Source organism: Sphaerospermopsis reniformis (assembly GCF_005402885.1).
Classification (GTDB): domain Bacteria; phylum Cyanobacteriota; class Cyanobacteriia; order Cyanobacteriales; family Nostocaceae; genus Sphaerospermopsis; species Sphaerospermopsis kisseleviana.
Genome location: NZ_BJCE01000070.1, coordinates 1 through 23,009 on the forward strand (window position 1 = coordinate 1; position 23,009 = coordinate 23,009).

General features: G+C 34.5%; 24 protein-coding genes. 11 read left to right on the forward strand and 13 right to left on the reverse strand.

What is annotated here, in order from left to right:
- Nucleotides 1-217: 217 nt before the first annotated feature.
- Both ribBA and FFR48_RS11955 read right to left on the reverse strand, forming a co-directional pair.
- Nucleotides 218-1,891 carry a bifunctional 3,4-dihydroxy-2-butanone-4-phosphate synthase/GTP cyclohydrolase II gene (gene ribBA, locus FFR48_RS11950; protein ID WP_137667517.1) on the reverse strand — a complete coding sequence of 558 codons (1,674 nt, stop codon included), beginning with the start codon at nucleotides 1,889-1,891 and terminating at the stop codon, nucleotides 218-220.
- A 144-nt stretch (nucleotides 1,892-2,035) separates the two neighbouring features.
- Nucleotides 2,036-2,344, reverse strand: coding sequence for a DUF433 domain-containing protein (locus FFR48_RS11955; RefSeq protein ID WP_137667518.1), 309 nt, complete (start codon nucleotides 2,342-2,344; stop codon nucleotides 2,036-2,038).
- Nucleotides 2,345-2,372: 28 nt separating this feature from the next.
- Between FFR48_RS11955 and FFR48_RS11960 the strand changes: the two genes are divergently transcribed.
- Nucleotides 2,373-2,558, forward strand: a complete 186-nt coding sequence (locus tag FFR48_RS11960) for a hypothetical protein (protein ID WP_137667519.1) — start codon at nucleotides 2,373-2,375, stop codon at nucleotides 2,556-2,558.
- Nucleotides 2,559-2,593: 35 nt separating this feature from the next.
- On the opposite strand, the gene FFR48_RS11965 is transcribed toward FFR48_RS11960, so the two are convergent.
- From FFR48_RS11965 to FFR48_RS11975, 3 genes are read right to left on the reverse strand one after another with little or no spacing between them, the layout of a single operon-like run.
- Nucleotides 2,594-2,950 (reverse strand): hypothetical protein, encoded by a 357-nt coding sequence (locus FFR48_RS11965; protein WP_096566355.1) that lies wholly within the window; start codon nucleotides 2,948-2,950, stop codon nucleotides 2,594-2,596.
- 44 nt (nucleotides 2,951-2,994) lie between these two features.
- Nucleotides 2,995-3,204: a hypothetical protein gene (locus FFR48_RS11970; protein WP_096566353.1), complete on the reverse strand. Its 210-nt coding sequence runs from the start codon at nucleotides 3,202-3,204 to the stop codon at nucleotides 2,995-2,997.
- Nucleotides 3,201-3,575 carry a hypothetical protein gene (locus FFR48_RS11975; RefSeq protein WP_096566351.1) on the reverse strand — a complete coding sequence of 125 codons (375 nt, stop codon included), beginning with the start codon at nucleotides 3,573-3,575 and terminating at the stop codon, nucleotides 3,201-3,203. The genes FFR48_RS11970 and FFR48_RS11975 overlap by 4 nt, the downstream gene beginning before the upstream one ends.
- Before the next feature lie 352 nt (nucleotides 3,576-3,927).
- Between FFR48_RS11975 and argC the strand changes: the two genes are divergently transcribed.
- On the forward strand, nucleotides 3,928-4,986 hold the full coding sequence (argC, locus tag FFR48_RS11980) for an N-acetyl-gamma-glutamyl-phosphate reductase (RefSeq protein WP_096566349.1): 1,059 nt from the start codon (nucleotides 3,928-3,930) through the stop codon (nucleotides 4,984-4,986).
- Nucleotides 4,987-5,024: 38 nt separating this feature from the next.
- Here argC and eno read toward each other — a convergent pair whose 3' ends face one another.
- From eno to FFR48_RS11995, 3 genes are all read right to left on the reverse strand, one after another.
- Nucleotides 5,025-6,314, reverse strand: coding sequence for a phosphopyruvate hydratase (gene eno / locus FFR48_RS11985; protein ID WP_096566347.1), 1,290 nt, complete (start codon nucleotides 6,312-6,314; stop codon nucleotides 5,025-5,027).
- Between the two features lie 454 nt (nucleotides 6,315-6,768).
- Nucleotides 6,769-7,104: a XisI protein gene (locus FFR48_RS11990; RefSeq protein ID WP_096566345.1), complete on the reverse strand. Its 336-nt coding sequence runs from the start codon at nucleotides 7,102-7,104 to the stop codon at nucleotides 6,769-6,771.
- Nucleotides 7,092-7,511: an element excision factor XisH family protein gene (locus FFR48_RS11995; protein WP_096566343.1), complete on the reverse strand. Its 420-nt coding sequence runs from the start codon at nucleotides 7,509-7,511 to the stop codon at nucleotides 7,092-7,094. The genes FFR48_RS11990 and FFR48_RS11995 overlap by 13 nt, the downstream gene beginning before the upstream one ends.
- An 832-nt stretch (nucleotides 7,512-8,343) precedes the next feature.
- On the opposite strand from FFR48_RS11995, the gene FFR48_RS12000 reads away from it, so the two are divergent.
- From FFR48_RS12000 to FFR48_RS12025, 6 genes are all read left to right on the forward strand, one after another.
- Nucleotides 8,344-8,655 (forward strand): DUF433 domain-containing protein, encoded by a 312-nt coding sequence (locus FFR48_RS12000; protein ID WP_096566341.1) that lies wholly within the window; start codon nucleotides 8,344-8,346, stop codon nucleotides 8,653-8,655.
- The gene (locus FFR48_RS12005; protein ID WP_137667520.1) at nucleotides 8,648-8,983 is read left to right on the forward strand and encodes a DUF5615 family PIN-like protein; all 336 of its coding nucleotides are present in this window, start codon (nucleotides 8,648-8,650) and stop codon (nucleotides 8,981-8,983) included. The genes FFR48_RS12000 and FFR48_RS12005 overlap by 8 nt, the downstream gene beginning before the upstream one ends.
- Nucleotides 8,984-9,248: 265 nt before the next feature.
- Nucleotides 9,249-13,046: a class I SAM-dependent DNA methyltransferase gene (locus FFR48_RS12010; protein WP_137667521.1), complete on the forward strand. Its 3,798-nt coding sequence runs from the start codon at nucleotides 9,249-9,251 to the stop codon at nucleotides 13,044-13,046.
- 270 nt (nucleotides 13,047-13,316) lie between these two features.
- Nucleotides 13,317-16,367, forward strand: coding sequence for a type IIG restriction enzyme/methyltransferase (locus FFR48_RS12015; RefSeq protein ID WP_137667522.1), 3,051 nt, complete (start codon nucleotides 13,317-13,319; stop codon nucleotides 16,365-16,367).
- Nucleotides 16,368-16,519: 152 nt separating this feature from the next.
- Nucleotides 16,520-16,699, forward strand: a complete 180-nt coding sequence (locus FFR48_RS12020) for a hypothetical protein (RefSeq protein ID WP_137667523.1) — start codon at nucleotides 16,520-16,522, stop codon at nucleotides 16,697-16,699.
- 40 nt (nucleotides 16,700-16,739) lie between these two features.
- Nucleotides 16,740-17,093, forward strand: coding sequence for a hypothetical protein (locus FFR48_RS12025; protein WP_307722520.1), 354 nt, complete (start codon nucleotides 16,740-16,742; stop codon nucleotides 17,091-17,093).
- An 8-nt stretch (nucleotides 17,094-17,101) separates the two neighbouring features.
- Here FFR48_RS12025 and FFR48_RS12030 read toward each other — a convergent pair whose 3' ends face one another.
- Genes FFR48_RS12030 through FFR48_RS12045 form a run of 4 tightly spaced genes read right to left on the reverse strand, consistent with a single transcriptional unit; the run spans nucleotide 17,102 to nucleotide 19,029 of the window.
- Complete coding sequence (locus FFR48_RS12030) at nucleotides 17,102-17,503, reverse strand: helix-turn-helix domain-containing protein (protein WP_096566331.1); 402 nt, start codon at nucleotides 17,501-17,503, stop codon at nucleotides 17,102-17,104.
- The gene (locus FFR48_RS12035) at nucleotides 17,487-17,786 is read right to left on the reverse strand and encodes a type II toxin-antitoxin system HigB family toxin (RefSeq protein ID WP_096572595.1); all 300 of its coding nucleotides are present in this window, start codon (nucleotides 17,784-17,786) and stop codon (nucleotides 17,487-17,489) included. Before FFR48_RS12035 ends, FFR48_RS12030 begins: the two co-directional genes overlap by 17 nt.
- 14 nt (nucleotides 17,787-17,800) lie before the next feature.
- The gene (locus FFR48_RS12040; RefSeq protein ID WP_137667525.1) at nucleotides 17,801-18,385 is read right to left on the reverse strand and encodes a Uma2 family endonuclease; all 585 of its coding nucleotides are present in this window, start codon (nucleotides 18,383-18,385) and stop codon (nucleotides 17,801-17,803) included.
- Between the two features lie 59 nt (nucleotides 18,386-18,444).
- The gene (locus FFR48_RS12045; RefSeq protein WP_096572594.1) at nucleotides 18,445-19,029 is read right to left on the reverse strand and encodes a Uma2 family endonuclease; all 585 of its coding nucleotides are present in this window, start codon (nucleotides 19,027-19,029) and stop codon (nucleotides 18,445-18,447) included.
- A gap of 153 nt (nucleotides 19,030-19,182) precedes the next feature.
- On the opposite strand from FFR48_RS12045, the gene gloA reads away from it, so the two are divergent.
- Both gloA and clpB read left to right on the forward strand, forming a co-directional pair.
- A complete protein-coding gene (gene gloA, locus FFR48_RS12050; RefSeq protein ID WP_096566329.1) occupies nucleotides 19,183-19,617 on the forward strand; it encodes a lactoylglutathione lyase in 435 nt (144 codons plus the stop codon).
- A 147-nt stretch (nucleotides 19,618-19,764) separates the two neighbouring features.
- Nucleotides 19,765-22,449: an ATP-dependent chaperone ClpB gene (gene clpB, locus FFR48_RS12055; protein WP_137667526.1), complete on the forward strand. Its 2,685-nt coding sequence runs from the start codon at nucleotides 19,765-19,767 to the stop codon at nucleotides 22,447-22,449.
- 211 nt (nucleotides 22,450-22,660) lie between these two features.
- On the opposite strand, the gene FFR48_RS12060 is transcribed toward clpB, so the two are convergent.
- Nucleotides 22,661-22,876, reverse strand: coding sequence for a type II toxin-antitoxin system RelE/ParE family toxin (locus FFR48_RS12060; RefSeq protein WP_137667527.1), 216 nt, complete (start codon nucleotides 22,874-22,876; stop codon nucleotides 22,661-22,663).
- An 8-nt stretch (nucleotides 22,877-22,884) separates the two neighbouring features.
- Between FFR48_RS12060 and FFR48_RS12065 the strand changes: the two genes are divergently transcribed.
- Nucleotides 22,885-23,009, forward strand: a 125-nt coding sequence (locus FFR48_RS12065) for a DUF1830 domain-containing protein (RefSeq protein WP_137667402.1), incomplete at its 3' end; no start/stop codon positions are given.

Genomic DNA, 23,009 nt, shown 5'->3' on the forward strand with positions numbered 1-23,009 from the left:
ATCAGTAGAACAGTTAGAAGAATTATTAAATAAATTGCTAAACGAAGGAGGTCTTATTATTAAATGGGAGCGCAAAGTTAAAAATAAAGGTAATGCTGTTTATTCGATTTAGCTGCACAACAGCTTATGACTCAAGCATACAGAATAAATCAATAAAAATAAATAGCTCCGGGGATAAAACCAGAGCTATTTTGAAGATACAACAATATACAACGAATTACTTACTAAAACTATAAATCTGTTGTGTCTCCAAGCGATCGCCTAACGACGAAGGTTTAATTTCTTTCCCAAAAACCTGCCGATCTAACTGTACTTGTAAATTACTCAAAGGATCACTACCAGCAGAAATCAGAAATTCTAACTTCTGCACATAGGGTAAATCTAGTAAATTATCCAAAATTTGCCCTATCGCTTGCAAGTAAGGATGTCCTTTTTGTTGATACCAATTAGCATCAGCAACATTTGGCTGATCAAATCCCAAATGCACAGTTAATGATGGTTGATCAAATAAAGCAATTCCTAAAGGTCGCGCTTCTTCCTGTAACAATAAATGATTATCTTTTGCTAAATGTCTGATTTTCTCTAAACGTTCATAACGTTTGGTGACAGATTCCGGTTCATCTTCCCAGTCTAATGCTACTGTCACCAGATAAGTTTGTAACAACATATGTCCCAGTTTCTTAGCTTTTGTAGCTAGATAACGGGAATTGAAATCATTAGATTCTATCAGCAAAGGTACACGATCTACAACTTCCAAACCATAGCCTTTCACACCCGCAATTTTACGGGGATTATTAGTAATGAGGCGAATTTTTTTAACACCCAAATCCATGAGAATTTGCGCCCCCATGCCATAATCTCGCAAATCCGCAGGAAAACCTAAACGCTCGTTTGCTTCTACCGTATCCAGTCCCATATCCTGCAAAGAATAGGCTTTAAGCTTGTTGATCAAACCTATACCCCGGCCTTCTTGACGTAGGTAAACTACGACACCTTGACCGGCATTTTCAATCATTTTTAATGCGGCTTTTAACTGCATTCGGCAATCACAACGCAAAGACCCCAAAGCATCACCGGTCAAACATTCTGAGTGCATCCGCACCATTACAGGTTCATCACCGAAATTTGCCGGATCACCCTTGACAATTGCCACATGATCTGTATTGTCCAAGGTGTGACGGTAGCCGTAAATATTAAATTGTCCAAACTGGGTAGGTAATTTAGTGACAATTTCTCGATAAATCAGGCGATCATTTTGCAGACGATAACTAATTAAATCCGCAATACTGATAATTTTTAGTTTATGGACTTTGGCATATTCAACTAGCTGTTGTAATCTTGCCATTGAACCATCAGGATTTTGAATTTCACAAATCACCCCAGCAGGGTATAATCCTGCTAGTCGCGCTAAATCAACTGCCGCTTCTGTGTGTCCTGCACGCTTCAGCACACCCCCAGCTTTAGCCCGAATCGGGAAAATATGCCCAGGACGGCGCAAATCTTCGGGTTTTGTAGCAGGGTTGAGAGTTATCTGAATGGTACGCGCTCGATCTTCAGCAGAGATCCCCGTACTGACTCCTAAATGGGGACCTGCATCAATGCTGACGGTAAAAGCGGTTTGGTTAGTATCTGTGATGTTGCTGACCATGAGGGGAAGGTCAAGTTCATCCAGGCGATCGCCTGTCATCGCTAAACAAATCAAACCCCTAGCTTCCACCGCCATAAAATTAATCATATCCGGGGTGGCAAACTGGGCAGCACATATCAGATCACCTTCATTTTCGCGATTTTCGTCATCTACCACCACAATAGAACGACCGGCTTTAAGGTCAGCTAAAGCGGCATCAATAGAATCAAATTTAAAGGTTTGGTTATTATTGGACTGTGACACAGGAAATTCTAGCTACCAACGTAAATTTTTTTAACAATTTCTTATTTTAGATTGTAGCCTGTTTATCGAAACTAGAGCGATCAGGAGTCAGGAGTCAGGAGTCAGGAGTTGAGATATTGTATTGTCATGTAATGCTTGGGCTTTTTATACTGCTTTAATTTCCATTAATTTTTGTACTACAGGATGGGGGTTTTTACGCTGTTCCTCTCGCATTTTATGACTCCACTCTAGCCAGTCGGCTATATACTGACTAACTTTTTCTTTTTCGTGATGATAATACAAAATAGTCGCATAGACTTGTTCTATGGTCAGACTCGGAAACATTTGGCTAATTTCTTCCAGTGTCCTGGCACGATAAATATATTCATATAAAATGGTTTCTATACCAATGCGAGAGCCTTTTAAACGAATATCCTCTGGACTAAGAAAGTTAAAGTAGTCTTCTAGTTGCATGATTTGAGTTCTCCTGTAGAATTATGTTTTGGGTGGAAAACCGATGGATGTTGATGGGTATATTTTAACTCTTGAAGATAATGGAACACTGCAATTAGTCAGTCTCAAACAACAAGTTAAAAAATTAAGAGGTTTATTAAAAGATAAATCACCTGATAGAAGTTTGGTAGATGAACTTATTCAGGAACGCAGACAGGAGTATTTAAGTGAATAAATCTGTGTTAGATGCTTCTGCTTTTTTATCTATCGCTATTCATAAAATGCGGAACTTCGCCCAAATTTCCGAGGAGGATCAACATTTTCAAAACGAACAGCTTTAGTATCAAAAGCAATGATGGTTCTAGATTTTCCAAACATATCAATAGAGTAACATTGTTCTGGTAAAATCGGGGCAACAATCCGTTGATTTCCTTCCCAGTTATAGATATGTACCTCAGCACAAGATTGAACTCGCTCTAAGTTCAATGTCCAGTAAAATGTTTTTCCTAAAATTGCTAATGTGCGTAAACCTTCCGGTGCTTCATGCAGTTTTGTTTCATCATCAACATATTTATCTAGTTGTTGGGGAGGAATACCTGTGCGGACAATGACAATTTCATTCTTCATATTTTTTGATTTTTTTGATTTTTTTGATTTTTTTGATTTAAAATTTATAAATCATGGAAATATTCAAAAGCTTCTTTAATTAATGACAATTTATTTTCAGGACATTGATAAACTCTTGGTTTTCCTTCAGAACTACGTTTAGATGGTTTAAGTGGAAGTCCTAACTGTTCTTTTGCATGAGCAATCCAACAGGTTTTTACTGTTACCTGATGTTTATTTTTAATGTAATCCTGGATTTGTTTATAAGTAGTCATATTTGACAATTCCCAGATTTATAAGCGGTTTCCAATTCATTAGGAGAAGGCGGGTAAATAGCGAACCAGTCAAAGTTAAAAACATCTTCACGTTCAGCATGAATATTATTTGTAGTAATCAAACCATTTCCTGGCAGTCCAGTTGTTTGATTAACTACTATAACTGTTAAGGGTGGAAGTTTATTTTGCTGACAATAATACATGATGTGTCCCAATATGGGAGCTAAAGTCCCTGAACCTTGAAAACCAAGAATTTCAGCTAACATTTTATAGGTTAAAGTTTGGCGGTTCACTGCTTTGCTGATCAAAATTTGCCATATTTGTAAGGCACGTTTTGGATGCGTTGGGTTTTCGTTAAAGGTTTTGTACATTTATTTGCTATAAAAAGTACACTCTAAAAAAATACAGGTAATAGCTTGTCAGTTAAAATAATAATTCTATCTAAGTGCAGTTGTAAATATTTTTCTAGATTAAGTGATCACAACAATTGAGTTAAACTAGAAAGCGAGAAAATACACAAAAAATTGCTTACACCACGCTATGCTATCAAGCAGCAAGGGTGTTTTACCTCCTGCCCCCTGCCTCCTGCCTTCTCCAAAATACGATATTTGCTATACAATGCAGCGAAAGTTCAATAATAATTCAGTTATCACCAATTGGCTAACAACCTGATTGATGATAGCTAATATTAGATTAACCAAAAGCGGATAAGGATTTCATAACATGGGTAATTTAAGACGCGTACCAGTTGGCATTGTTGGCGCGTCAGGTTATGGCGGAGTGCAACTTGTCAGACTCCTGATGGATCATCCAGAAGTAGAAGTAGTATATTTAGGTGGCGAAAGCAGCGCCGGGAAAACATTTGCGGATCTTTATCCCCATTTGGGGAGTGTAGTTCAACTCAACATTGAAGCGGTAGATCCAGAACTGATTGCTAGTAGATGTGAAGTAGTATTTCTATCTTTACCCAACGGTTTAGCCTGTGACATTGCACCCAAACTGATAGAAAAAGGCTGTAAAGTATTAGATTTGAGTGCCGACTATCGTTTCAGTGAGTTAAAAACTTATACAACTTGGTATGGAACAGAAAGAAGCGATCGCACTATTGCCAAAACAGCAGTTTATGGTTTACCAGAATTGTACCGCGATCGCATTGCCGAAACCAATCTCATCGGTTGTCCTGGTTGCTATCCCACAGCCAGTTTACTCGCCCTTGCCCCACTGCTGAAACAAGGTTTAATTATACCAGAAACAGCGATCATTGATGCTAAATCTGGGACATCTGGAGGAGGAAGACAAGGTAAAATCAATCTTTTGTTAGCGGAAGCTGATAACTCCCTAGCTGCGTATAACGTCGCCCGTCACCGGCACACTCCAGAAATTGAGCAAATTTGCAGTGATTTAGCCGGACACGAAGTTACAGTACAATTTACACCTCATTTAATCCCAATGGTGAGGGGAATATTAGCCACCGTTTACGCCACCTTGCGAGATCCGGGTTTAGTGCGTGATGATTTAATTACAATTTACACCGCATTTTACCGTAATTCCCCTTGGGTGAAAATCTGTAATAGCGGCACATATCCCCAAACCAAATGGGCTTGTGGAAGTAACTCCTGTTATATAGGTATAGAAGTTGACCCCCGAACCCGGCGAGTGATCGTCATGTCAGCCATTGACAACTTGATTAAAGGTCAAGCAGGACAAGCCATACAATGTATGAACATTATGATGGGTTGGGATGAAACCTTGGGTTTACCCAAAGTTGGGTTTTATCCATAACAATTGACAATTGACAATTATCAATTGTCAATTATCAATTACTTTGGTCCTAAACCAACTTTACCTGCATAGATAGCGCGATCGCCTAATTCATCTTCAATTCTGAGCAAGCGATTGTATTTAGCCACCCGTTCACTACGACAGAGAGAACCGGTTTTAATTTGTCCAGCGCGAGTTGCTACTGCTAAATCTGCAATGGTTGTATCTTCGGTTTCACCGGAACGATGGCTAATAACTGAACGGAAACCGTTGCGTGTAGCTAAATCAATGGTTTCCAAAGTTTCAGTGAGAGAACCGATTTGATTTAACTTAATCAAAATCGAGTTACCGGCTTTTTGTTCGATGCCTTTTTGTAAGCGGGTGGCGTTGGTAACAAACAAATCATCACCAACTAACTGCACCTTAGAACCGACTTTCTGAGTTAGTAATTGCCAGTTTTGCCAATCTTCCTCATGTAAACCATCTTCAATGGAAACAATAGGATATTGATCCACCAACTGCCCTAAATAATCAATAAACTCAACGGGGCTATGGGGTTTACCATCATAAACATATTGCCCATCTTTGTAAAACTCACTAGCAGCCACATCTAAAGCTAAAGCTACCTGTTCCCCAGGTTTGTAACCAGCTTTTTCAATGGCTGCTACCAGCAATTCTAAAGCCACTTGGTTAGATTCTAAGTTAGGTGCAAAACCACCTTCATCACCCACACCAGTTAGCAAACCTTTATCATCCAAAACTTTGCTGAGAGTGGCAAAAACTTCCGCACCCCAACGCAAAGCTTCTTTAAAAGAAGGCGCACCGATAGGAACAATCATAAACTCTTGAAAGTCTACATTATTGGCAGCGTGCGCTCCCCCGTTGATCACGTTCATCAAAGGTACAGGCAGCAAGTTTGCTAAAGGTCCACCCAAATAACGATAAAGGGGAATATCTAACGCTGCTGCACCTGCTTTAGCTGCTGCTAAAGAAATTCCTAAAATCGCATTCGCGCCTAAATTAGCTTTGTTAGGTGAACCATCTGTAGCAATCATAGTCCGGTCTAACAACTCTTGGTTGAGAACATCCAACCCTAATAATTTGGGCGCTAATATCTCATTGGCATTTTTTACCGCCGTGAGGACTCCTTTACCACCATAACGGCTTTTATCGCCATCTCGCAGTTCATGTGCTTCAAATGTGCCTGTGGAAGCACCGCTAGGAACTTGTGCTAGTCCGACTGCACCACCAGCTAAATGTACTTCTGCTTCTAGGGTAGGTCTACCCCGTGAGTCGAGGATTTCGCGGGCTACAATGGCTTCAATGGCGGTGTCTAGATATTTGGTCATTCCTGCTTTCTCCTTATGTTTGATAGTTAAGACTTTCCAGTTTAGTCCTAAACCAATCGTTAGTTTATGCGTTTTTAACGGAAAATTGGGTGAGATTAAAGAAGATTTCCGAGTTTGAGTCAACTCAAAGGAAAGATTAATTTTTTTTAAGCCTTTAACCGTATAGTTGCCCAAGAAGACAGACAGTTGTATATTATATGAATGTAAAAAATAGTATAAATACTTTCAGCAACAATGCTTGAACGCTGACAATATCCATAGTCAAGTTAATGTTACAGCAAATCTTAGTTGCTAGTAAGCATAAAAACGCAATTACCATAGAATAGCCTATGACTTGTTTGGAGTAGCTTTGATATTCATTGTCCCAATTGCGGTATGGCATTTGCAGATAAACCGTGAAATTTGCAGATAAACAGATTTTTGACATCTGACGCACCCTAGTAAGTGCTGTGTTTTAAGCCACAGAAAAATCTGTAAACTGCCGATATTCAGGACGAATAAACCCTAAAATAATATCATCCTTTTCTACTCCTAACTCCCATAATTCCCCAGTTATTCCCCTTTCTGTACCATCCCATTCAATGCAGATTTTACCATCAATAATTCGCAAATGAAACACCACTGCATGAACCCTACCTGTTTTATCCCAACCTGTATCCATTAACAAATAATTATCAGATTCTTGATCACAAATACACAAAGCCTCAATTTGACCATGACTAGGTTTATACTTAGCGTGATTTCCGACAACACTAATTATAATTTTTCTGTATTTTTCTAACTTATCCATTGTACAATTACCTCCAGAATTGGATCAAAAATAATGTAATTAATCTGCTGTTGATCACTTAAAATATCTTGAATAGCTGGTTTGAGAAAAAAGTCTTGATAAGCAGCTTCAGGAATTGCTAAATATAATTTATGTTCTGGATTAATCCTTTTTATTAAACTAACATAAATATTGTATTGTCCTAGAGTTTTTTCTAATTCTGAAATTAAAGAAGGACTGTTAAAAACCTTGATTTCAATTACTATCTTTTGCTGCATCTTTTGGGCTGCAAATAACTTTTCTGCTCCCAAATCAGCGTATAAACGCAAACCTTTATATTCTAATATAAATGGATCATCAGTAATTGTCCATCCATCTTTAGTGAGGGCATTTTTAACTTGATTATGAAATAAATCGTACTGTGGCATTACTAAATCAAAAATATCAACTTTAGCTTACCTTTTCAGTTTAGTGCTAAACCAACCGTTAGTTTATGCGTTTCTGGGGAAAAATAGGCTGAGATTAAAGAAGTTTTCCATTGATGCGGGAGGTTGATGTGTAAGGTTGCTTTTGTGTAAGTATTCTTTGAGGAATGTTTCGCGCAATCTCCCTCAGGAGATCCCGCAGGGTAGACGCAAAGGAAGAAAGAATTTAATTTAGGGTGTTGTTTAAATACATAAAAACTTTTACAATAACAAGATTGCAGATTGTTGTCAAATTACACAAGTGTTAATGATGCTAACTCTCTATTTCGGGAATCAATAATATAATCTTATTTTTTAACAGTTTAATGATTGAAAATACATAACTATTCAAAATTCTTCCTTTATATTTTCTTAATATTTAATTGAGAATTATTTTTATTTATCAACGGTATTGCAATATTTTCAGGCATCTGGTAGGATTTAAGAGAATTTGTAATTTGCCTTATTGTACCTATTTTCAAAACAGGGTTTTAAGCAGCAGATTGAAAACCCTCACTGGTAAGAGTTTCAGAACACACAAAAATAAGAACCTGCAAAAAAGCCAGGGATTTATCAAAAATTCCTGACATGAGATTCAACTATTTTGATGCTGTTATTAGCAGGTTAGGAATCAGGGGGATTGACAAAAAAGATTGAATATGGTAAGTGAGTTGCGTTAGGAAGATGAAGCGATCGCTATTTTGATAGAAAAATGGATCGAGTGGAAAGGGCGATCGCTATATCTGCTATATGGCTATTTTTAGATATAATATATTAAAAAATAACCAGATAATTTATGACAGCAGTAATTACTAATCATATTGAAATAACGCCGGGTATATGTGGTGGCAAACCTCGCATTGCCGGACATCGAATTAAAGTACAAAATATCGTCATTTGGTATGAACGCATGGGAATGTCACCAGATGAAATTGTCTATCATTATCCTAGTATTACTTTAGCTGATGTTCATGCAGCATTGGCTTATTATTATGACCATCTGGAAGAGATTAGAAAAGATATAGAAGATGACGAAGTATTTGCTAGGGAGATGAAAGCTCAAACGCCTTCTTTAGTTCAGCAGAAACTTCAAAAAGGTCATGATTAGAGAAATTAAATTTCATTTAGATGAAAATGTCAGTAATGCCATTGCTGCTGGACTTCGCAAACGGGGAATTTATGTAACCACGACTCCAGAACAAGGACTTATTTCTGTATCTGATGAGGTGCAATTAGAATTTTCGGTATCTCAAGGAAGAGTTATATTTACTCAGGATACTGATTTTTTGAGATTACATCAAGTCAATACCAATCATTTGGGAATTGTTTATTGTTCTCAACAGACTAAATCTATTGGGCAAATTATTCAGGGTTTAGTATTAATTTGGGAGTTGCTATCACCTGAAGAGATGTTTGGAAGGATTGAATATTTATGAATGAGAAAAGCCTTAGCGAAGCTTACCGAAAGTATCGCACTGATGAAGTCAATGTGGCTAGAGTTGGAAAGGCGATCGCTATAAATCGCTATAAGTAGTTAGGCGTTAAAAATTGTCCTTACGACAAATAAGGAGCTAGAAAACATAAGGGAAAATAAGTTTATATAAATTTATTTTTTGTTACATACTATTTGTAATTATTTATGGTATAGTATCACAAAACAAGTAATAATTGATAGTTAAACCGTTACATAAAATGAACAATATGAATTTTCATAAAATCCAACCAAGAGAATCATTAAATAAAGCCTTTCTCAAAGTTAAACCCAACAGAAATGACATTGAGAACTTCAAAAAGAACCTACAAAATTTAATTGATAAAATCAACGAATCCGAATCAGAAGAGTTTCATAAAAATCTGATTGGTGATTTTTTAAAAAACACATATTACAGCACCAATCATTTTATAAACACCAAAGGAAGAAATGATTTAGTGATTCATAATGGTAAAGACGCTAAAACTACTGTTGGTGTAATTTTAGAATTTAAGAAACCAACAAATAAAAGCGAAATGCTCAAAGTTGATAATTTAAACACCAAAGCATTTCAAGAATTAGTTTTATATTTTCTGCGGGAACGTTTGACAGCTAAAAATTTAGAAATCAAATATTTAATAGCGACTAATATTTATGAATGGTTCATTTTTGATGCTAATATATTTGAGAAAGCATTTATAGAAAATAAAACCCTGGTTCAGCAGTTTACAGATTTTGAAGCTGGAAGATTAAGCAATAAAAAAACCGACTTCTTTTATAAAGAAATTGCTAAACCTACCATTGATGAAATTGCCGATAAAATCACCTTTACACATTTAGATATTCGAGAGTATCAGCAATATTTAAACCCTGGTGAACATCCAGATGAACATAAGTTAATTTCCCTGTTTAAGCTATTTTCTCCAGAACATTTATTAAAATTACCTTTTACTAATGATAGTAATACTCTTGATAAAGGTTTTTACAGTGAATTATTACATATTATCGGTTTGGTAGAAACTAAAGAAGGTAGTAAAAAACTGATTCAAAGGAAAAAAGAACCTGAAAGAAACGTTGGTTCATTAATAGAAAATGCCATTATTCAACTCGATAGTTTAGATAAAATTTCTCGGTTAGAGAAACCAGAACAATTTGGAGAAACTTACCAAGAACAACTTTTCAATCTTGGTTTAGAATTAGCAATTACTTGGATTAATAGAATCCTATTTTTGAAATTATTAGAAGCGCAATTAATTAAATATCATAAAAATGATTTATCCTTTGGATTTTTGAATTTACAAAAAGTTAAGAATTATGATGATCTCAATAGTCTATTTTTTAGCGTTTTAGCACGTAAACCACAGGAAAGAAGCCAGAAATTACAAACAATATTTGCTCATGTTCCTTATTTAAACAGTTCTTTGTTTGAACTTACAGACCTTGAACAAGATACTATTGTAATTAGCAATTTAGGAAATGAGAAATTACCGATTTTTACAGGTACTATCTTAAAAGATAATAACGGTAAAAAACGCACTGGTGAAATTAATGCTTTAGAATATCTATTTGAATTTCTCAATGCTTATGATTTTAGTAGTGAAACCGGGGAAGAAATTCAGGAAGAGAATAAAAGATTAATTAATGCTGCTGTACTGGGTTTAATCTTTGAGAAAATTAACGGTTATAAAGATGGTTCTTTCTTTACTCCTGGTTTTATTACTATGTATATGTGTCGAGAAACCATTAGAAAAGCGGTTATCCAAAAGTTTAATGATATTAAAGGTTGGAATTGTGAAACTATTGATGATTTATATGATAAAATAGAGGATAAAAAAGCAGCTAATGATATTATTAACAGTTTAAAAATATGTGATCCTGCTGTGGGTTCAGGACATTTTTTAGTTTCAGCTTTGAATGAAATTATTGCAATCAAAAGCGAACTAAAAATTTTACTTGATAGGGAAGGTAAAAGATTAAAGGAATATCAGATAGAAGTTGTTAACGATGAATTAATTATTACCGATGAAGATGGTTTATTATTTGAATATAATCCCAAAAATAAGGAAAGTCAGCGAGTACAAGAAACTCTATTTCATGAAAAACAGACGATTATTGAAAATTGTTTATTTGGTGTGGATATTAACCCCAATTCTGTGAAAATATGTCGGTTGCGGTTATGGATTGAACTTTTGAAAAATGCTTATTATAAAACCGCAAGTAATTATACTGAACTGGAAACTTTACCGAATATTGATATTAACATCAAATGTGGTAATTCTTTAATTAGTCGTTTTGCGTTAGATGCTGATTTGCGAGTTGCTTTAAATAAAAGTAATTACAGTATTGAAATTTATAGAAATGCTGTACAAACTTACCGCAACGCTGAAAATCGAGAACAAAAGCGGGAAATGACAAGGTTAATTAATGATATTAAAGGTAATTTAAAGACAACATTGGGATTAAGTGATCCTAATAAAACTAAGTTAAGAAGGTTACAGGGTGAAGTTGAGAATTTAGAAAATCAAACTTCTTTGTTTGAGGAAACTAAAGCTGAGAAAAAAGCACGGGAGAAAAAGATTGCTAAGTTAAATAATGAGATTGATAAGTTACGAGTTGAGATTGAAGATATAGAAAGTGGGAAGATTTATGATAATGCTTTTGAGTGGAGGTTTGAATTTCCTGAAGTTTTGAATAATGATGGTGTTTTTGTTGGTTTTGATGTCGTTATTGGTAATCCTCCATATATCAGACAGGAAGAAATCAAAAATCAAAAACCTTATTTGCAGACTAACTTTATTACCTATTCTGGAACTGCTGATTTATATGTATTTTTTGTTGAGAAAGCATTTAACATTCTCAAAGCTAAAGGTCAATTTTGTTATATTATGCCTAATAAATGGATGCAAGCAGGTTATGGAAAATCTTTGAGGAACTACCTTTTAGAAAATCAATTACAAAAAATTATTGATTTTGGTGATGTTCAAGTATTTGAAGAAGCTACTACTTATCCTTGTATCTTGAATGCTTCAAAACAGAATAAACATGATAATTTTATTTCTGCTACTGTGAAAACGCTTAATTATGGTAATCAATTTGCAGAATATATAGAAAATATTTCTAAGAAAATAAATGTTGACAATTTAAATGATGAAACTTGGGTAATTTCTTCTGATGTTGATCAAAAACTACTATCAATAATTAATAATAAATGTGTTTCACTAGCTGAATATATTAATGGTGAAGCATTTCGTGGAATTGTAACAGGTCTAACTGAAGCATTTTTAATTGATAATAATAAAAGAATTGAGTTAATAAGTCAAAATTCTCGAAATAAAGAAATTATTAAGCCAATATTACAAGGTCGGAATATCGAGAAATATTTAACCCCAAATATTGAAAACTACATTTTATTTATCCCTTGGCATTTTCCTTTACATATAAATTCAAATATCAAAGGAGCATCTATTGAAGCTGAGTTAGTCTTTAAAGAAGATTATCCTGCTATTTATAATCACTTATTAAAGTATAAAGAAAAGCTGGAACGCAGAAACTCAACAGAAACCGGAATAAGATATGAGTGGTATGCTATGCAAAGATGGGCTTCAAATTATTATCAAGAATTTGAAAAGCCTAAAATAATGTATCAAACATTTCAGGTAAAGCCATGTTTTATTTATGATGAACAAGGACTTTACTGTAATAATTCTATGTGGATTATTTCCAAAGCAGATAAAGTTTTATTAGCTATACTTAATTCTAAAATGGGTTGGTGGCTAATTTCAAAATACTGTACTGCTATTCAAAATGGATTTCAATTAATTTGGAAATACTTTGGACAAATACCCATTCCTAAATTTAATCAAAAACAAGGTGAAGTTATTACTTTACTTGTTGATCAAATTCTCATAGCTAAAAAAGCAGATCCGAATGCAGATACAAGCGCATTAGAAGCAGAAATTGATCAAATGGTTTATCAACTTTATAAGTTAACAGCAGAGGAAATTAAAATTATCGAAAGTTCTAGATAATATCACCTTATCCATATCCCCAACTTCTGATATTAATTAATTTTTGTAGGTTGGGTTAAGCAACAACCCAACAGATGTTTAACAATGTTGGATTTCCTAACGTCAACCCAACCTACGCAATATCTGATTCTGACAATTTAAGACTAAAATTAAATGGTGTCCGAACAAATTATAAGATTTGTAAAAAAACAAGCTAAATTTATCTGTAAATATTACTGAATAATTTAGCTTTGGTTAAACTAAATTTAATCAATATCAAGGTGTGAAAAAATGAACTTATTAAAATTACCTTTTGCAAATGATAGCAATACCCTAGACAAAGGATTTTATAGCGAACTATTACATATTATCGGTTTGATAGAAATTAAAGAAGGTAGTAAAAAACTGATTCAACGGAAAAAAGAACCTGAAAGAAACGTTGGTTCATTAATAGAAAATGCCATTATTCAACTCGATAGTTTAGATAAAATTTCTCGGTTAGAGAAACCAGAGCAATTTGGAGAAACTTACCAAGAACAACTTTTCAATCTGGGTTTAGAATTAGCAATTACTTGGATTAATAGAATCCTATTTTTGAAATTATTAGAAGCTCAATTAATTAAATATCATAAAAATGATTTATCCTTTGGATTTTTGAACTTACAGAAAGTCAGAAATTATGATGATCTGAATAGTCTTTTCTTCAGCGTATTAGCTCGTAAACACCACGAAAGAAATCAAACCGTACAAAAAAGCTTTTCTCATGTTCCTTATTTGAATAGTTCTCTATTTGAACCGACGGATATTGAACAAGTAACTATTTTTATCAATAATCTCAGAAATGAGAACTTACAAATTTTCTCTTCTACCATTTTAAAAGATAGTAATGGAAAAAAACGCACCGGTGAAATTAATACTTTAGAATATCTATTTGAATTTCTCAATGCTTATGATTTTAGTAGTGAAACCGGGGAAGAAATTCAGGAAGAGAATAAAAGATTAATTAATGCTGCTGTACTGGGTTTAATCTTTGAGAAAATTAACGGTTATAAAGATGGTTCTTTCTTTACTCCTGGTTTTATTACTATGTATATGTGTCGAGAAACCATTAGAAAAGCGGTTATCCAAAAGTTTAATGATATTAAAGGTTGGAATTGTGAAACTATTGATGATTTATATGATAAAATAGAGGATAAAAAAGCAGCTAATGATATTATTAACAGTTTAAAAATATGTGATCCTGCTGTGGGTTCAGGACATTTTTTAGTTTCAGCTTTGAATGAAATTATTGCAATCAAAAGCGAACTAAAAATTTTACTTGATAGGGAAGGTAAAAGATTAAAGGAATATCAGATAGAAGTTGTTAACGATGAATTAATTATTACCGATGAAGATGGTTTATTATTTGAATATAATCCCAAAAATAAGGAAAGTCAGCGAGTACAAGAAACTCTATTTCATGAAAAACAGACGATTATTGAAAATTGTTTATTTGGTGTGGATATTAACCCCAATTCTGTGAAAATATGTCGGTTGCGGTTATGGATTGAACTTTTGAAAAATGCTTATTATAAAACCGCAAGTAATTATACTGAACTGGAAACTTTACCGAATATTGATATTAACATCAAATGTGGTAATTCTTTAATTAGTCGTTTTGCGTTAGATGCTGATTTGCGAGTTGCTTTAAATAAAAGTAATTACAGTATTGAAATTTATAGAAATGCTGTACAAACTTACCGCAACGCTGAAAATAGAGAACAAAAAAGAGCAATGAACAAATTGATTAACGATATTAAAAGTAATTTGAAAACAACTTTGGGATTAAGTGATCATAATAAAACTAAATTAAGACAATTAGAGGGGGAAGTTTACAATCTGGAAAATCAAACCTTATTACTAGAAGAAAGTGAAGATGAGAAAAAACTGCGGGTTCAAAGAATTAGTCAGTTAAATAATGAAATTGATAAGTTACGGGTTGAGATTGAAGAAATAGAAAATGGCAAAATTTACACTTATGCTTTTGAATGGCGTTTTGAGTTTCCTGAAGTATTAAATAATGATGGTGATTTTATTGGTTTTGATGTAGTAATTGGTAATCCTCCTTATATTAGATCAGAAGAATTAGGATATTTAAAAATCTATCTAAAAAATAAATTTACTACCTTTGCTACTGCTGGAGATATATTTTATTATTTTTATGAGGTTTCACATTCAATTTTAGCCAATCAAGGTAAATTCTGTTTTATTAACAATACTTATGATAAAACAACTGCTGGTAAGATACTAAGAGATTTTGTGATCAAAAATTTTACCATTGAAAAGTATTTAGATTTTACTTCCGTAGTTGTATTTGATGAAGCTACTACTTATACAATTATTTTTCTTGCTTCCAAATCTTATAATGTTCATGAAAGTTTTGATTTTATTAAAGTTAATAAAACTCTATATGATGACAGGGTAAATCTTTTTAACCCCGAACATTTTAGTCGAATTTCTCATCAATCATTATTAGGTGAGGTATGGCATTTTAGAAATGATGGTGAGCAAGAATTATTAAATAAACTCAATAAAAATAATCGAATTATAGATATATTTGGTAAATGTTATCGTGGTATATTAACTGGTTTAAATGAGGCTTTTATCATTAATAAAAAAATGTCTAATGATCCAGAATTAAAACCTGTTTTTGATGGTAAAGACATTAAAAAATGGGTTACTCCATCTGCTGATAAATGGATGATAATATTTGCCAGTAAATCTACACAATTAAATTTTGGTAAGCTAACAGAAGATGACGCTTTAGAAAGGATGAAAAAACAATACTCAAGTATTTTTAAGCATCTATTAAATTTTCAGAAAAAAGCTAAAAAAAGATATGACAAAGGTCAATATTGGTGGGAATTAAGAAACTGTGCTTACTATGATTTGTTTACCCAACCTAAAATTATATTTCCTAATCTGCAAAAATCAAATAAATTTTGTTTTGATGAATCAGGTACTTATCTCAATGCACCAGCAGTATTTTTACCAATAAGTGTCAAGGAAAAATATTTACTTGGTATCCTTAATTCTCGGCTAATTTGGTATTTTTTGAGAAATATTTGTGTTGTCAGAAGTGGAGGTTATCTTGAAGTAAAACCTCAATACTTTGAACAAATCCCTATTCCTCAAATTTCTAATCTTGATCAAGACATTCTGACACAATTAGTTGATCAAATTCTCACAGCTAAAAAAGCAGATCCAAATGCAGATACAAGCGCATTAGAAGCAGAAATTGATCAAATGGTTTATCAACTTTATGAATTAACACCAGAAGAGATTAAAATAATAGCAGGATAAACTGTACCTAAATTTACACAATAGAAGTACCTAAGCAAGTTGAGAAAGTGGAAAAAGCGAAAAGCGGAAATATTGATTTATAAAATACAGGGGTTTGCAAGATGCTACTCATGAGTTATAATTTTATGGATAGCACCTTATTGAAATGAATAATGGAAAAAGTTGTTACTAAAATTAATCAAAAACAACAGAAAAGCGATTTTTATTATTGGCAGAAGCAATCATATCAAAAACGTTTAGAAGCACTAGAACAAATTCGTCAGGAATATCACCAATACCAGTACAATGTTGAACCAAGATTTCAAATAGTTTATACAATTATTAAACGATAATCAAGTAAAGTATTTAGTAATTGGTGGTTATGCAGTAGCCATTCATGGACACCCTCGCTATACCAAAGATATTGATATTTGGATCGAAATGAGTCAGGAAAATGCTGAAAACCTGATGAAGGCATTAGTGGAATTTGGTTTTGGTAGTTTGGGTTTAACTGCTGAAGATTTCCAATGCGCTGATCAAATTATTCAATTAGGTTATCCTCCTAATCGCATTGATTTAATTACTACACCAGATGGAATAGACTTTACAACCTGTTATCAGGCCAGAATAGAGATAAAAATTGATAATATTTTTGTTAATTTTATTGATTTAGAAAATTTGAAATTAAATAAACAAGCATCAGGGAGATTACAAGATTTAGCTGATTTAGAGAATTTACAAGATTAAGATACCAGCTAATCATGAAATAAACCTGCTTCTACATGAAAAAAATCTCCCAGCTTTTCAGCTACTTCTAAACTTATTGTCTGCTTACCATTCAAAATATCATCAACCACACCTTCTAAACCTAAAAAATCTTGTAAATCAGCTTTAGTTTTCCCAGACTCCTCCAAAAGAAACAACAACAGAGATAGAGGATTATTTTGTTGAACAGGTTGATAATATTCTTGTTCAAACTTTTCTATTAACGTTATTAACAATTGATAAAGTTCATTTTCTTCAGGACTGCGTTCTCGGTGCATTAAATCTTCTACAATAGCTAAAGCTTGTTCATTTTCTGCCTCATTTTTAATAATTCTGGGGAGATATGCGTTTAATAATTCTTTGTATTTTTCTGGATTAAAAGTAAGGGTCATTTTTCCAATTATCCTTATCGTATTCTGGGTGAGTGAGAATATATTTAATATAAATTAATTGTCCTTCATAATCTATGCTAACAATCAATCGGTATTTATTCCCTTTAATATTGAAAACTGTGAAGTTACCAACAGCTTCAGCTTTTGGAAAAACCTGTTGTACTTCAATTAAGTTTGACCATTTAGCTTTACTAGCAATCTTATACCAGTTGTTTAGTGCTTCCTGAGAATCTGCATGATTTTCTATATATTCCCTCAATATTCTAAAACTAATAACGTGCATCTTCCTATTTATACCTACCAAATTTTCCCCATCTTTAAAACAAACCCCGGTAAAACAGGTTCACAACTCACAACATCAGGATTTTCTAAACATTCTACATCTTCCCCAGGACTATAAATATAAACGTGCCGATTTTTTCTATCAATTAATAATCCTAATTGTATTCCTGGTTCTTGCATATATTCCCACATCTTATCTTTTAAAGGTTGTAAATTATCTGAAGGTGACCTTAATTCAATCACAAAATCAGGACAAATCGGAGCAAATTTTATCTGTTGTTCAGGTGTTAATTTATTCCATCTTTCTAATTTTATCCAAGCAGCATCAGGAGAACGTTCTGCACCTGTAGAAAGTTTAAAACCTGCACTAGATGAAAATGCTATTCCTGTACCATCTTCATCTGTCCAGTTCATTACTTGTTGGATGATTCTACCTTCTCGATTTCCGCCTTCTGAACCTGTTGGTGGCATAATTGATATTTCTCCATATTTATTTCTCTCAATGCGTAAATCACGGTTTTCTTGACAGAAATCAAAAAATTGATCGTCTGTCATGGGCATTGATGAGGGAAAATGTAATATTAAAGGTGATGAAAGCATAATAAGTTACTCTATCTGAAGTGAAATTAATTTTAGCACAACCTCACAAAAATCTATACCTACCAAATTTTCCCCATCTTTAAAACAAACCCTGGTAAAACAGGTTCACAACTCACCACATCAGGATTTTCTAAACATTCTACATCTTCCCCAGGAAGATAAATATAAACGTGCCGATTTTTTCTATCAATTAATAATCCTAACTGTATTCCTGGTTCTTGCATATATTCCCACATCTTATCTTTTAAAGGTTGCAAATTATCAGAAGGGGACATTAACTCAATCACCACATCAGGACAAATCGGAGCAAATTTTATCTGTTGTTCAGGTGTTAATTTATTCCATCTTTCTAATTTTATCCAAGCAGCATCAGGAGAACGTTCCGCACCTGTAGAAAGTTTAAATCCTGTACTTGAATCAAAACAAATTCCTGTACCATCTTTTTCAGACCAGACATATAACTGTCCAGACAAATTAAAATTACGATTCCCTGTTTCTGAACCTGTTGGTGGCATAATTGATATTTCTCCATATTTATTTCTCTCAATGCGTAAATCACGGTTTTCCTGACAGAAATCAAAAAATTGTTCATCTGTCATTGGCATTGACGAGGGAAAATGTAATATCAAAGGTGATGAAAGCATGATGATTTCCTCCATCTAAATTAAAATAAATTATATCATAAGCACTGACAAAATTTACTTAATAAGTAACAATAATATCCCCAGTTTTTTGAAAAAGTCAGACATCCTCTAAGGATGAGATATAAAATATAATAGTTAATCAAAATGGTGAATATGCGGTTATTACACACAATGTTGCGGGTAGGCAACCTAGAAAAATCCTTGCAATTTTACTGCGATATCCTGGGCATGAAATTACTGCGACGTAAAGATTACCCAGGTGGAGAATTTACCCTGGCTTTTGTAGGTTATGGGGATGAAAGCGACCACACTGTGATAGAATTAACCTATAACTGGGGCGTGGAAAAGTATGATTTGGGTAACGCCTATGGTCATATCGCCCTGGGAGTAGATGACATTTACTCCACCTGTGAGGAAATTAGAAACCGTGGAGGTAAGGTAGTCCGCGAACCTGGTCCTATGAAACACGGTTCAACAGTGATCGCTTTTGTCGAAGATCCCGATGGTTATAAAGTTGAATTGATTCAACTGGCTACTCACGGTACAACAGAAACAGAAAAATCCCCAGCCCAGTTGGTTAGTCAGTAATTCTCGTCTAAAGTATCTTATCTTAGAGTAGGGTGGGCTTGGTCCCACCATCACCATCGTCTGTATAAACTTGTGATTATTTGCCAATCACCAATTTATAACCTAAAATCGTCAATCTTAAAAATCTAAACATCTAAAATCTTAAAAATGCAGCCTACAGATCCAAATAAATTTACTGATACAGCTTGGGATGCTGTTATTAAATCTCAAGATATTGTCCGCGCTTATCAACAACAACAATTAGAAGTAGAACATTTAATTCTTGCCCTTTTAGAAGAATCTAGCAGTGTAACTTCAGGTATTTTAGCCCGTGCGGAAATTGATCCGATTCGGTTACAGGAGCAATTAGAAGGTTATACTAAACGTCAGCCCAAAGTAGCTAAAAGTGATCAGTTGTATCTGGGAAGAAATTTAGATTTACTTCTAGATCGAGCCGAAGAAATTCGTGGGAGAATGAAGGAAGGGGAAATCTCGGAAGGTCATGTTTTATTAGCTTTTGCGGAAGATGAACGCATTGGAAGACGGATATTTAAAGGTTTAAATGTTGATATTGCTAAGTTAGAAACTGCTGTTAAAAATGTTCGCGTGACTCAAAGAGTTTCTACAAAAGCAGGAGAAAAAGAATCTGCGGATCTTAATGAACCAGCTTTAAAACGTTTTGGTAGGGATTTAACAGAACAAGCAAAGGCAGGAAAATTAGATCCGGTTATTGGACGTGATGATGAAATTAGGCGTGTAATTCAAGTTTTATCCAGACGTAGCAAAAATAACCCGGTTTTGATTGGTGAACCTGGCGTTGGCAAAACTGCGATCGCCGAAGCTTTAGCCCAAAGAATGGTTAATGGTGATGTTCCTGAGTCTTTAAAAAACCGTCAATTGATATCTTTAGATATTGGTAGTTTAATCGCTGGGGCAAAATACCGTGGTGAATTTGAAGACCGTTTAAAAAACGTCCTCCGGGAAGTTACTGAATCTAACGGGCAAGTAGTCCTATTTATTGATGAACTGCATACCGTTGTCGGTGCAGGTTCTAACCAACAAGGATCAATGGATGCGGGTAATTTACTGAAACCTATGTTAGCCCGTGGTGAATTGCGTTGTATTGGTGCAACAACTTTAGACGAATATCGTAAATTTATAGAAAAAGATGCAGCTTTAGAACGTCGTTTTCAACAGGTATATGTAGATCAACCCACCGTAGAAAATACTATCTCAATTTTACGGGGTTTAAAAGAGCGTTATGAAGTACACCATAACGTTAAAATTTCCGATTCCGCTTTAGTGGCAGCAGCAACATTATCAGCCCGTTATATTGCAGATCGGTTTTTACCTGATAAAGCTATTGACTTAGTAGACGAAGCCGCAGCGAAATTAAAAATGGAAATCACCTCCAAACCTGCGGAACTGGAAACTATTGATAGACGCTTGATGCAGCTAGAAATGGAAAAACTGTCCTTATCAGGTGAAGAACTAGCTACACCACAAACAAAGGAACGTTTAGACAGAATAGAGCAAGAAATCGCCACTTTAACCGTTAAACAGCAAACATTTAACGAACAATGGCAAGGAGAAAAGCAATTATTAGAAGCTATCAGCACTTTAAAAAAAGAAGAAGATGCGCTCAGGGTGCAAATTGAACAAGCTGAAAGAGATTATGATTTAAACAAAGCTGCTCAATTGAAATATGGCAAATTAGAAGGAGTACAAAGAGAACGAGAAATTAAAGAAACGCAGTTATTAGAAATTCAAAGCCAAGGTTCTACCCTGCTACGGGAACAAGTCACCGAAGCTGACATTGCGGAAATAGTCGCCAAATGGACAGGTATACCAGTTAACCGCCTTTTAGAGTCAGAACGCCAGAAATTACTGAAATTAGAAAGCCATTTACACGAAAGAGTTATTGGACAAGAAGAAGCTGTTGCTGCTGTTTCCGCTGCTATTCGTCGCGCTCGTGCGGGAATGAAAGATCCATCTCGTCCTATTGGTTCATTTTTGTTCATGGGACCCACTGGGGTCGGTAAAACCGAACTTGCCCGCGCCTTAGCTCAATTTCTCTTTGATTCTGATGATGCTTTGGTGCGTTTGGATATGTCCGAGTACATGGAAAAACACTCAGTTTCTCGGTTAGTGGGTGCGCCTCCCGGATACATCGGTTATGAAGAAGGTGGTCAACTTTCCGAAGCTATCCGTCGTCATCCCTATTCTGTGGTGTTACTAGATGAAGTAGAAAAAGCCCATCCCGATGTATTTAATATTCTGCTGCAAGTGTTAGATGACGGTAGAGTTACTGACTCTCAAGGAAGGGGCGTAGATTTCCGAAACACAGTTATAGTAATGACTAGCAACATCGGCAGCGAACATATTCTTGATGTTTCTGGTGATGATTCAAAGTATGATATGATGCGAAATAAAGTGATGGAAGGTTTGCGATCGCACTTCCGCCCTGAATTTCTTAACCGCGTTGATGACTTAATCCTATTCCATACCCTCAGTCGTTCAGAAATGCGCCATATCATCCGTATTCAACTAAAACGGGTGGAAAAACTACTCAAAGAACAAAAAATCTCCTTTGAAATATCCCAAGCAGCTTGTGACCATTTAGTTGAAGCTGGTTATGATCCTGTTTATGGCGCACGTCCGTTAAAACGGTCAATTCAGCGCGAAGTCGAAAACCCCCTCGCTACCAAATTGTTAGAAAATACCTTTATTTCTGGAGATACAATTTTTATAGATAAAGGTGAAAATGGTCTGACATTCTCTAAAAAACAATCAGTTAAGGTATCAGTGGGGAAAAGGACGGTGAAGTTAGTAGAAGCATCTTCAGATGTGTAAAAACGCTGCTGGTGGGTTAATTCTTGCTTAACCCACCATCTACTTAGGGTTTGCTGAGAAAGTCTTTTCGTGTTCGCGCAGCGTGACGTAAGTCATGGGCATAGGAGTCAGGAGTCAGGAGGAAATTTCAAAATTTTTTTCCTAATTATGCAGACCTATCCAATATGAATGACAACAGACTTCTTAACCACTTACTTGACTCTATCTATTTTCATCGTTCTTGCCAATATTTAGGTTTTCGACTACAGTGCATGATTGCAACAATTAAAATATATTCTTCTTCTATGGTGTATAGGATACCATAAGGAAATTTACGAACTAAGCAACGATGAATATCTTGATCTGTGACTGGATAGCGTTGTGGGGATTCAATAATTTTAAAAATTGCATCTTCAACAGCATTGATAAAATTTTGTGCTATTTCAATATTATATTATGGCTCAAATATTAGATTCTCTACCACCGGAGCAATCGGGGAAAATTCTCTGCTGCTACGTCAATGCTACAAGTAAAATACAGGTGGCGCGTATTTCCAATGTTGCTAACTGGTACTTTGAAAG

Excerpts from the sequence above, each read along its gene's own strand:
- FFR48_RS12020 (WP_137667523.1), top strand. The coding sequence starts at position 16,520 with ATGGAAAAAGTTGTTACTAAAATTAATCAAAAACAACAGAAAAGCGAT.
- FFR48_RS11995 (WP_096566343.1), bottom strand. The coding sequence starts at position 7,511 with ATGCCACAGTACGATTTATTTCATAATCAAGTTAAAAATGCCCTCACT.
- FFR48_RS12010 (WP_137667521.1), top strand. The coding sequence starts at position 9,249 with ATGAATTTTCATAAAATCCAACCAAGAGAATCATTAAATAAAGCCTTT.
- FFR48_RS11975 (WP_096566351.1), bottom strand. The coding sequence starts at position 3,575 with ATGTACAAAACCTTTAACGAAAACCCAACGCATCCAAAACGTGCCTTA.
- argC (WP_096566349.1), top strand. The coding sequence starts at position 3,928 with ATGGGTAATTTAAGACGCGTACCAGTTGGCATTGTTGGCGCGTCAGGT.
- FFR48_RS12000 (WP_096566341.1), top strand. The coding sequence starts at position 8,344 with ATGACAGCAGTAATTACTAATCATATTGAAATAACGCCGGGTATATGT.
- eno (WP_096566347.1), bottom strand. The coding sequence starts at position 6,314 with ATGACCAAATATCTAGACACCGCCATTGAAGCCATTGTAGCCCGCGAA.
- gloA (WP_096566329.1), top strand. The coding sequence starts at position 19,183 with ATGCGGTTATTACACACAATGTTGCGGGTAGGCAACCTAGAAAAATCC.
- FFR48_RS11955 (WP_137667518.1), bottom strand. The coding sequence starts at position 2,344 with ATGCAACTAGAAGACTACTTTAACTTTCTTAGTCCAGAGGATATTCGT.
- FFR48_RS12045 (WP_096572594.1), bottom strand. The coding sequence starts at position 19,029 with ATGCTTTCATCACCTTTGATATTACATTTTCCCTCGTCAATGCCAATG.
- FFR48_RS12005 (WP_137667520.1), top strand. The coding sequence starts at position 8,648 with ATGATTAGAGAAATTAAATTTCATTTAGATGAAAATGTCAGTAATGCC.
- clpB (WP_137667526.1), top strand. The coding sequence starts at position 19,765 with ATGCAGCCTACAGATCCAAATAAATTTACTGATACAGCTTGGGATGCT.
- FFR48_RS12015 (WP_137667522.1), top strand. The coding sequence starts at position 13,317 with ATGAACTTATTAAAATTACCTTTTGCAAATGATAGCAATACCCTAGAC.
- FFR48_RS11990 (WP_096566345.1), bottom strand. The coding sequence starts at position 7,104 with ATGGATAAGTTAGAAAAATACAGAAAAATTATAATTAGTGTTGTCGGA.
- FFR48_RS12035 (WP_096572595.1), bottom strand. The coding sequence starts at position 17,786 with ATGCACGTTATTAGTTTTAGAATATTGAGGGAATATATAGAAAATCAT.
- FFR48_RS12040 (WP_137667525.1), bottom strand. The coding sequence starts at position 18,385 with ATGCTTTCATCACCTTTAATATTACATTTTCCCTCATCAATGCCCATG.
- FFR48_RS11965 (WP_096566355.1), bottom strand. The coding sequence starts at position 2,950 with ATGAAGAATGAAATTGTCATTGTCCGCACAGGTATTCCTCCCCAACAA.
- FFR48_RS12030 (WP_096566331.1), bottom strand. The coding sequence starts at position 17,503 with ATGACCCTTACTTTTAATCCAGAAAAATACAAAGAATTATTAAACGCA.
- FFR48_RS11970 (WP_096566353.1), bottom strand. The coding sequence starts at position 3,204 with ATGACTACTTATAAACAAATCCAGGATTACATTAAAAATAAACATCAG.